General features: G+C 67.0%; 7 protein-coding genes. 2 read left to right on the forward strand and 5 right to left on the reverse strand.

What is annotated here, in order from left to right; translation table 11 throughout:
- The 4 genes from PLJ28_RS13685 to PLJ28_RS13700 all read right to left on the reverse strand — a co-directional run.
- On the reverse strand, positions 1 to 323 hold a 323-nt coding region (locus PLJ28_RS13685; RefSeq protein ID WP_502877090.1), incomplete at its 3' end, for an aldose epimerase family protein.
- Between the two features lie 33 nt (positions 324 to 356).
- Positions 357 to 1262 carry a Bax inhibitor-1/YccA family protein gene (locus PLJ28_RS13690; protein ID WP_298045125.1) on the reverse strand — a complete coding sequence of 302 codons (906 nt, stop codon included), beginning with the start codon at positions 1260 to 1262 and terminating at the stop codon, positions 357 to 359.
- A gap of 175 nt (positions 1263 to 1437) precedes the next feature.
- Entirely contained in the window at positions 1438 to 1815 is a 378-nt protein-coding gene (locus PLJ28_RS13695; RefSeq protein WP_298045126.1) for an SHOCT domain-containing protein, read from the reverse strand.
- A 1-nt stretch (position 1816) separates the two neighbouring features.
- A complete protein-coding gene (locus tag PLJ28_RS13700; protein WP_183523767.1) occupies positions 1817 to 2257 on the reverse strand; it encodes a DUF6325 family protein in 441 nt (146 codons plus the stop codon).
- A gap of 322 nt (positions 2258 to 2579) precedes the next feature.
- On the opposite strand from PLJ28_RS13700, the gene PLJ28_RS13705 reads away from it, so the two are divergent.
- Positions 2580 to 3056: a DUF6325 family protein gene (locus PLJ28_RS13705; protein ID WP_298045127.1), complete on the forward strand. Its 477-nt coding sequence runs from the start codon at positions 2580 to 2582 to the stop codon at positions 3054 to 3056.
- 33 nt (positions 3057 to 3089) lie between these two features.
- On the opposite strand, the gene PLJ28_RS13710 is transcribed toward PLJ28_RS13705, so the two are convergent.
- Positions 3090 to 5537: a LuxR C-terminal-related transcriptional regulator gene (locus tag PLJ28_RS13710; RefSeq protein ID WP_324590247.1), complete on the reverse strand. Its 2448-nt coding sequence runs from the start codon at positions 5535 to 5537 to the stop codon at positions 3090 to 3092.
- Between the two features lie 847 nt (positions 5538 to 6384).
- On the opposite strand from PLJ28_RS13710, the gene PLJ28_RS13715 reads away from it, so the two are divergent.
- Positions 6385 to 9819, forward strand: coding sequence for an NACHT domain-containing protein (locus PLJ28_RS13715; RefSeq protein WP_298045130.1), 3435 nt, complete (start codon positions 6385 to 6387; stop codon positions 9817 to 9819).
- Positions 9820 to 9855 lie beyond the last annotated feature (36 nt).

Raw genomic sequence — 9855 nt, forward strand, 5'->3', positions numbered from 1 at the left:
GTGTTCCGCAGCAGGCCGTGGCTGGCGTTGGACCGCGACGGCTCGGTCAGGTCCAGCTGCTGGGTGACCCCGTCCAGTTCCCATCGGCCGTCCCGGACCCGGTTGGGCCACGGGGAGAGCTGGATCCCGCAGGCGGAGGGTGGAAGCTCGTCCTCGTCGTAGGTCTCCACCAGGGCGGTGCCGTCCACCTCGTAGTGGCGCAGGGCGCCGGCCAGTGAGGTCACGGTCGCCTCGGCCCCGCCGCGGCGAATGACGTACTGCGTGCCGGTGGCCGCCGGCCCGCCGAAGGCGGGCATGGCGGCCACCGTGGATGCGTCGGTCATCGTGGGGATCGTCGGGACGGCGGTCCGGGACGGTCAGTCGTTGCCGCGCAGGATCGCCAGGATGCGCAGGATCTCCACGTACAGCCACACCAGGGTGACGGTGAGCCCGAAGGCCGCGGACCAGGAGTACTTCTGCGGGGCCCCGGCCTTGACGCCCTCGGTGATGGCGGTGAAGTCCATGACCAGCGAGAACGCCGCCAGGAACACGGCCAGGACGCCGATGCCCAGGCCGAGCAGCGGGAACTCGCCGCGCAGGCCGAACATGGCGTCGGTGACGCCGAAGAGCATCAGGAAGAGGTTGACCAGCGAGAACAGGGCGTAGCCGATCATCGCGATCATGAAGATCTTCACGGACTTGGCGGAGACCCGCCACTTCCCGGAGGCGAACAGCGCGAGGGTCACGGCGAACACGCAGAACGTGGCCAGCACGGCCTGGACGGCGATGCCCGGCCACATCTGCTCGAAGACCTGGGAGATGCCGCCCAGGAACAGGCCCTCGGCGGCAGCGTAGAGGAGGATCAGGACCGGCGACGGCTCACGCTTGAAGGAGTTGACCAGGCCCAGCACGAGGCCGACGATAGCCCCGGGGAGCATCAGGGCCGGCATCATCCAGCCGACCACCGCACCGACCAGGACGAGGCCCAGGGTGATGATGGTCTTGGCGATGACGTCGTTGTAGCTCATCCGCCCGGTGTCGGCGGGGCCGGCGGCCGGCTGGGCGTACATCTGCTCCAGCTGCTCCGGGGAGTACTGCGGGGTCCGGGGGGCCTGCTGGCCGTACTGCGGCTGCTGTCCGCCCGCGTACCAGCCCTGGCCCTGCTGGGAGCCCGGGCCGCCCTGATACCAGCCCGGTGCCTGCCGGGTCGCGGCGCCGCCCCGGCCGTCACCGGAGTGCATCTGTTCCTGGAAGTTCTTGCTGTTGAAGACGGGGTTGGCCACTGGCCATCTCCTCTGCTGATCGCGTGCGGTCCACGGTAGTGCGGCCTGACCTCGCGGGTCAGGCGTGGGGGGCTGGCTCCAGTCTACCGTCCGCATCCGAAAAGCAACCTGGCAGCGGGCGGATCCGCGGTCCGTCCGCTGTCAGCGCAAGGCGCCGTCAGCCGGTTCAGCCGGTTCAGCCCAGGAGCTTCGCCTTGGCGGCGGCGAACTCCGCGTCCGAGAGCAGGCCGGACTGCTTCAGCTCGGCCAGCTGCTGCAGCTGCGCGAGCACGTCCGCCCCGCCGGCGGCCGGTGCGGCGGGCGCGGCCTGTGGTGGCGGGGCCGGCACGGCCTGTGGTGGCGGGGCCGGCGCCGCGACGGCCTGGGCCGCGGCCGCGTCGGCCTGCGCCTGCTGCTGGGCGGCCGCGTACTGGTCCTGTTCGAACTGCGCCTGGGCCCGTCGGTCCCGGCGGTCCTGGACCCCACCGGAGACCGCGGAGGCGGTCCCGGCCACGACGGCGGTCCGGGCTGCGAGTCCGATGATGCCAGGGCGTCCACGTCGACGGAGGGGCATGTCAGTTTCCTTCCACTGGTTCGTACAGGTCGACGAGCGCGTTGACCACCGGCGCGGGGATGCGCTCGACCCGGAGCACCTCTCCCCCGGCCCGGGCCAGCTCCTCGGTGAGGGTCCTGGCGAAGGTGAGCTCGATGGCCATGACCACCGCGGAGGTCCCCGCCGCCATCGGCGCCACGAGGTCGGCCAGGTCCTCGTCCGCGACGATCCCCCCGGCCAGGGGGTCCGGCCCGGTGGCCAGTCCGAGGGGGTCCTCCCCCTCCTCCACCTCGACGACGTCGACCTCCCCGTCCTCCCTCTTGCTGACGAACACCAGGTCCAGCAACCGGACGACACCGGTGGCCAGCAGGTCGGCCAGTGCCCCGAAGGTACCGGCATCGGGTCGATCCGAGTCGAACCCCACGAGGTACAGCTCCACGGGTCCATAGCGGAACTCAGGCATCGTGTTCCCTTCCTCTTCCGTTCCTCTTCCCCGGCGTGTGTCCTGGCCTGCCGGTGACGGTCGTTCGCCGGCAGGCGTTCCCTGCACACCGGTCCTCTGGTTCGATGCTTCCCGCCCATGGACGGTGATGGTGGGGTGCTCATCCGGACCGGGCGAGCCCGGACGGCCCCGGGCCGGGACACCGGCAGCGTGGGCCGGGGGCCGCGCCCGCCCGCTCGCCCGTTCCAGGTGAGTCACCCCGACGGACCGTACGGGGACGTGTGACCCTCTGTGCGATCACCGAGGCGCGCCCTCGTGGTGCATCCCCCAGAAAGGCAGAACCATGGTCCCGAGGTCATCGTCCTGGCCGGGGCCCCTGGGGCCGGTGGAGTTCCTCGCCGCCCGGCTCGTCGAGGCCCGCCCGGACCCGGACCTGCTGCGGCGACTGAGCGAATTGGTCCGTGCCGGAGGCGTCCGGGTGCTGGACTTCGTGGTCGCCAGCCGCACCGCCCACGGCCGGGTCTCCTGGAGCGACGTCGATGCCGAGGAGTTCTCCCTGGCCGGCGTCGACCTCCTCGTCCCGGGGATGATCACGGAACAGGACATCCGGGAGGTCCTGGCCATGGTCACCCCCGGCGGCTGGGCCATCATCCTCGTCGAGCACACCTGGTCCTCCCCGGAGCGCCAGTTCAGGCACCCGGGGGCGATGGTCGTTCCCGTGGCCCACGTCCCGGCGGCGGCCGCGGAGGCCGCTCTGGAGGCGGCCCTGTCCGATCAGGAGCGGACCGACGACGAGGACCCGGACGACGGCCCGGCCTGAGACGCGGCGACGGTCACCGTTCCGGGCCCGCCGTCACGGAGCCACCCTCTGGGCCTCACGCCGGCTCTGGACGCCGAGCTTGCGGTAGATGGCGCGCTGATGGGTCTTGACCGTGTTCACCGACACGTAGAGTTCCTCGGCGATCTCCCGGACCGTCCTGGAGGTCTGCAGCAACCGGAAGACGTCCCGCTCGCGCTCGGACAGCGCCTCCAGCACGCCACCGGCGGGGGACATCGTCAGGCACGCGGTGATGAAGCCCTCGTGCCGCGTCCGGCGCGAGAGGTGGTCCGCGAGCAACAGCCGCATGTCCAAGTCGCCGTCGCAGAAGGGCACCCGGATGTCCTCCGCCGTGGCTGTGTCCAGGGCAGACTCGCACAGTTCGTGCGCGAGGTCCGGCTCGCCCCGGTGCTTGTGCACGAGTGCGGCGGTGGCGCGGGTGGCCACCCGGACGTAGGAGATCCCGAAGGAGGAGCGGTGGTGTGCCAGCAGGTGCAGGGCGGCCGCCGGATCGCCGGCGCGCCGGAGTATCCCGGACAGGGCCACCCCCACGAACGGCGGGTCCGCGGTCCCGGCGTGCCTCTCGGCGAGTGCGACGGCCCTGACGCGGTGGCCGGCGGCCTCGTCCAGGACCGCCACAGCGGTGTCCCGGAACACCGCCCGGTCCACGCCGTGGACGTCTCCGGGGGGAAGGGCCTGGATCTCGGCTGCGGCCCGACGTCGCATCGCGGGGTCCTGGGAGGCGGCGGCGTTGAGCGCCAGCACCATCCGCGCGACGCCCGTGAAGGACATCCGCGAGTCACCGCTCTCGATCACCCGGAGCAGCTCGCGGTGCGCCGTGGCGTGGTCCGCCGACCAGTACGCCAGCCAGCCCGCCGCCAGGGCGCCCCCGCCGCTCCCGAAGTAGGCCCCGGTGAGCGTCGGGGGCTCGCGCTGGGCCGCCAGCCGGTCCAGCACCTGGCGCGCCCGCCGGTGGTTTCCGCTCCAGGCCGCCGCGGACGCGAGGTGACCGAGCGCGCGCCGTTCCAGGGCGAGGTCTCCCAGTGCGCTCGCCTCCCGTGCCGCTGCCGAGAGGAGCTCCTGGCCCAGGCCGGGAAGGACCTGCAGACGCAGTGCGTTCCAGCCGAGGAGGAAGAGCACGGGGGCATGCTCCCGGCGGTCCAGCGCCTGGGGGGTGGCCAGTAGCTCGTGACCGTCCGCGCAGGCCCGCAGGGCCTCGGCCTGGTCGTCCACCAGGAAGAGCCGGGCGAGGCGTAGCACCGCACCGGTGCCGCCGTCGGGACCGGTGCTGCCACCGGGACCGGTCCTGGCCGCCAGCCGGGTGGCCCGGGCGAAGCGCGTACGGGCCACCCGGTGCTCGCCGATGATGTCCTCGGCACAGGCCCACACCAGCAGGACGCGGGGGTCCTCGGCCACCCCGTCCGGCAGGCCGGCACACCACTGGGCCACGGCGGTGGCCTGGTCGTCCACCAGCAACCCGACCCACCGCCGGGTCAGGGTGTCCACCGCACGCTCCACCGCACCGGCGGCCACCAGGTGTCCCATGGATGCCAGCGGATCCGTGGCCTCCAGGAACCGGGCGGCCCGGGCGTGCGCCTCCCGCCACCGTGAGTCCTGCTCCGCGGACTGGATACGTCCGCACTGACGGGCGAAGACGGGGTGCCACCGGTAGGCCACCCTGCCGTCCAGGTCGAAGCGGTGGAGGAAGATGCCGCGACTCGCGAGGTCCTCGAGCAGGGTCCCCGCGTCAGGTCGCCCGGTCACCGCGACGGCGAGGTCCGGGGTGAGCTCGGGACAGGCGGTGGCCGTCATGATGAACGACGCCAGGTGCCCGGGCAGTGCCGCGAGCACGTGGTCCCGGATGTAGTCCCCCAGCCGGGTGTGCGCGTCCTGGTCGGCTGGAGCGGGGCGCTGCCCCCCGAGGATCGCCAGGCGGGTGGCGATGGGCCAGCCCTGGCAGTCCTCCATCAGGTCCCGGGTCCCGAGCCCCGACCCGAGGTGCGCGCACAGCCGGGACAGCTCCTCGACGTCGAAGGCCAGGTCCTCGCCGGACACGAGGGCCCCCGGGTCGGTGAGCAGGACCCTGGACAGTGCCACTTCGAGGAACGACGTGCCCACCAGGACCAGGCGCAACGGATCCGGCCTGCTCTCCAGGAGCAGGCCCAGCAGGCCGCCGCCCAGGCCCCCACCGGCCCGCTGGGCGTCGTCGATCACCAGGTAGACCTGCGCATCCAGGTCCTGGGCGGCCCGGCAGACCTGCCGGTACACGGCCTTGACGCCTCCTCCGGCGTCGATGCCGGAGAAGGCCCCGGAGGAGCGCACCCCGCGCGGCGGCAGGGCCTGGAGGGATTCCACGATGCCGGAGGTGAGCGCGGAGGGGTCGCTGTCCGCGGAACTGAGCGAGAGCCAGGCGACCGCACCGGCGTGGGAGGCGGCCCAGGTCGCCACCGCGGTGGTCTTCCCGTAGCCGCTGGGTGCGGCCACGATCGTCACCGGGTGCTGTGCCGTCGCTGCTTCCAGGGCCGCGTGCAGGCGGGGCCTGCCGATGGTACCGGCGGGCGGTTCAGGTGCGCGGTACCGGGCCCAGGAGGAGAGACGTGAGGGCGGGTTCGCCTGGGTCACGGTCCCGAGTGTAGGCCGGGACGCCCCCGGCCGGGAGGTCCCGGCGGCGGCTCGGAGACACCCCAGGACCGGCCCGGTCCCGTGGACGGTCGGAACCATGGTGCCCCCGGTGGGACTCGAAACCTCCCTTAGTCTTCCTCTAGCGTGGACTTCCCCGTAATTCAGGGGTTTCTGATGCGGTGAGATTAGTGGAATTCCGGCCAGTTGTGGGCAAAGTGTGGGCAAAACGTGGGCACGAACGCGACCGTAGATCATAGGTCCCTCGGTCGCCGACGTTTTGGTCCGTGGTGCTCACTAGGGATACGACGCAGCGATGGCTGCGTCCGAGACGCTGAGAACAGTCCTTGTGCTGTTAACCAAGTGACGCTAATCGTGCAAGTATCGGGAGGCTGTGTTGAGATGAGCGCGTAACGAAACCGCACGCTAGCAGCTTTTCCTGCCTTCGATCACTTGTTTGAATACGCGCGAAATGGGCACTAGACATACCCGACAAAATCAACAGGAAGGCGGACGGTGGCGCATAAGAAGTCCGATCATTACGCATCTTTGCGGGCGAACTGTGACGATCTTCCCGGCAGCATGGACGCCAGCCAGTACAAAGAAAGTCGTTGGGGTCAACGCAACGGCTCATCGTTGGCTGAGGAGACTTGGTGATGTTGACGCACATTAACTGCACGAGCATACGGCTCGTCTGCAGTTTGGAGTCGAAGTGAGCCCGAGGCCGGGTGGTGAAGCCGACAAGCTGGGCAACAAGTACGAGGCAGCGTGGGCAATTAGGCATGCGCTTTACTGCATCGCTGATGACCGCCATTCACTGACACTCGAAGATGTGGATATTGAAGTCGGCAAAGGGGCGGAGTTCACCTTCGTAAGCAGTACATCCACTGAGGTTCACCAACTCAAGCGTCAGAATGGAAGCAGTAATAGCTGGACGGTTCGGTCTCTCGCTGACCTCAGGGTTTTCGAGGCGGCGGCCGCTCATGTTGCGGCAGGCCGCAAGTTTCACTTCGTATCTCTAGTCCCTTGCCGTCCGTTGCAGGAGTTGGCTGAGCGAGCTCGGAAGTCGTCCGATCTGACTTCGTTCACTCAATCCTGGCTGACAGGCGAGCTCCGTCCTGTCTTTGATCAGGTGTCTGCCACAGGCATTCTTGGCAGTCCGCAGAACGCATGGGACACCTTGCGGGGCATGTGGTTCTCGGTCCAGGACGAGCACGACATCATCCGAATGAACGCAATGTTCGCCGGACGTCAGTTGGGTGGGGCGACGGGGCATTTGATTGCTCTCGCGATCGGAGACATCCTTCTCGACAACCTAGGCCGGCGTCTTACTCGGACTGAGCTTCTGGAGCTACTCACTCAGCAAGACATCCGTCCGCTCGAGGCTGCCTCGCACCAAAGCGCGCACGAGCAAGTCAGTGCTCTCACGAACAGTTGGCGCGAATCGGTCCAACGCGAATTGCTGCAGCCCCGAATTGAGCGAGCCGAAGCTCCTCAGCTTATCGACGCGCTTCGCGATCGCCAGATGGGCTTTGTGGCCGGTACGGCCGGTGGGGGTAAGAGTTCCGTTCTAGAGCAGTCTGTCGAGTCACTTGAAGCGTCAGGCGCCGAAGTGCTAGCGATTCGCCTTGACCGCCTCGAGTCGTTTGCCTCCACGACGGACTTAGGCCGACAGCTTGGACTAGAAACCTCGCCGGCGGTTGTGTTGGCACTGGCTGCCGAAAGCCGGGACGCGTTTCTTGTCATTGATCAGCTCGATGCGGTCAGCCTTGCGTCGGGACGAATGCCCGAGAGCTTCGACATCGTTGTGGACCTCATTGGAGAAGCGTTGTCGGTATCGGGCGTCAAAGTCATCCTCGCCTGCCGAGAGTTCGACATCGACAACGACCATCGGATTCGGTCTTTGGCTAACCGGCCCGACACGGTGAGGGTGTCGGTTGGCCCTCTCTCTGGCGACGTAGTCAACGCCGCCGTCAGTGAGATGGGTTTCGATGCGACGGTTTTGACTGATTCCCAACGATCGATCCTGCGAATTCCGATGCACCTCGTGCTACTTAGGACAATCGCAGGCCAAGAGGGAGCGCTGGCATTTCAATCCAAGGGCTCACTGTTTGAGGCCTATTGGGAGCGTAAGCGACAAACCTCTCGTGCAAGGCGAGTTAATGTGCGATTTAACGAGGTGATCAGTCGGGTCGCAAACGCGGCAAGCGACCGCCAGACGCTCTCCGTCCCGGTCGAGATACTTGATGACGGTGACCTGATCGAGGATGCGAACGTGCTTGTTTCGGAGCACGTCCTTGCACGTGACGGCGATCGGATCGCGTTCTTCCACGAGACGTTCTTTGACTATGCGTTTGCTCGGCAGTGGGTGTCGCGATCAGAGTCCTTGGTCGACTTTCTGCTTCGACACGAGCAAGAACTGTTCCGCAGAGCGCAGGTACGTCAGATCCTGCAGCACCTCCATGATCGCGAGCCTGGGCGTTTCCGCGTTGAAGCATCAGCCCTGTTGATGAGTGAACAGGTGCGTTTTCACATCAAGGCGACCGTGCTCGCAGTGCTCTCCAACTTGATCGTTCCGACCAGCGAGGATGCCGAGGTCATCTTCGAGGTTGCTGCAACGGTGCCGCGGCTTGAGGAGCAACTCTGGTTGCACACACGCCGCGCCCCGTGGTTCAGGAGGTTCTACGAGGACGGCACGATCACGGCCTGGCTTGATAGCGGGGAGCCGATTCTTGGGAAACGTGCGATCAACCTGATGATGAGCGCAAGTATGGAGCTACTGGGCGAGGTCGCCGAGCTTTTACGTGCACGTCAGGCTGCGCCTGAGTACCTCGACTGGCTGCGCTGGATCGTTCGGTTCTCCGACGCGCATCAGAGTCGCCCGTTGTTCGACCTATTGCTCGCGGCGGTGCGCGAAGGTGGCTTCGACGCCGCCGAGCATGAGCTGTGGCTGGCGACGCACAACCTTGCAGAGCACAAGCCGCTTTGGGCAATTGAGTTGATTGAGGCACGGGTCATCGACCACGCACAAGGACTTCAGCTCGACGAGAGGGGGAGGGTGGCTCTTCTCAATGTTCGCGAGTATGGCGCAGCTAAGCTGGCGCGCGAAGCCGCCGCAGCCGAGCCCCTGACCTTCGTCCAGACTGTCGTTCCGTATCTACGTCAGGTCATGGCCGCCACGGCCTACGAGCCGCGTCCCGATGATCCCATTCCTGACCGACACTTCTCCGCGCGATTTGATGTCGACGTGCTTGATGACAGAAAGCTTGATGATGCGCTGTTCACTGGCTCAATTCGTGCACTCGAAATGCTTGCTCGGACCTCACCGCACGAAGTCCGACCGCTTCTCGAAGAACTAGCCGCCGATCCGCACGATGCGGCTCAGTTCTTGCTCTACCGGGCGCTGACTGCTGGTGCTACCAACTTCGCCGATTGGGCGGCAACTCTGATTCTGGAAGGTGGCACCCGTCTTGATTGCGGTTACATGTCGGACTCCGACTGGGCCACGCGCGAGTTGGTCCATGCGGTTGCGCCGCACCTTAGCGACGAGGTTCACCGGCAGCTTGAAGACAAGTTCCGAGACCTGCACAACACAAACGAAAGTCGATACAGTTTCGGACGGTCCGCGTTCACGTTGCTTTCGGCTCTTGAGGAAGAGCGACTAAGTCTAGATGGCAGACGTCGGCTGGCCGAGTACCGCCGAAAATTCCAGGAACACGCGCCGTCGAAGCCGCGCGGCATCATTAGCGGCACGATCGACTCGCCAATCGGGCCGCAAGCAGCGAGCAAGATGACCGATGAGCAGTGGCTTAAGGCCATGAGCAGGTACAACTCTGACGAAACGAATTACGGCACCTTCACTGGTGGGGCCCGCGAGCTGTCGAGTGTCCTGCGTAAGGAAGCCGCTGCAAACCCGAGTCGCTTTGCCGGCTTAGCACTCCAACTAACGCCGGAACACAATGCAGCATACGCCGCTAATTTCTTGATGGGCTTCGCGGATGCCGACCGCTCTGACGAGACGGCACCACTCATTTACGACGCCGTTCGACACATCGCGTCCCTCGGGCATGATGAGGTCGACCGCTGGCTTGGTGACGCGCTGCAACGCTACTACCGCGACGTGCCGCTGGATCTAGACGGTATGTAGTGACCGCTCCGGCGTGGAGGGGTTGCGGGCCGGGGC

Origin of the sequence: Citricoccus sp. (genome assembly GCF_035445025.1) — a bacterium.
Lineage (GTDB): Bacteria > Actinomycetota > Actinomycetes > Actinomycetales > Micrococcaceae > Citricoccus.

Coding starts and splice junctions, on each gene's coding strand:
- PLJ28_RS13695 (WP_298045126.1), bottom strand. CDS start 1,815: ATGCCCCTCCGTCGACGTGGACGCCCTGGCATCATCGGACTCGCAGCC.
- PLJ28_RS13700 (WP_183523767.1), bottom strand. CDS start 2,257: ATGCCTGAGTTCCGCTATGGACCCGTGGAGCTGTACCTCGTGGGGTTC.
- PLJ28_RS13705 (WP_298045127.1), top strand. CDS start 2,580: ATGGTCCCGAGGTCATCGTCCTGGCCGGGGCCCCTGGGGCCGGTGGAG.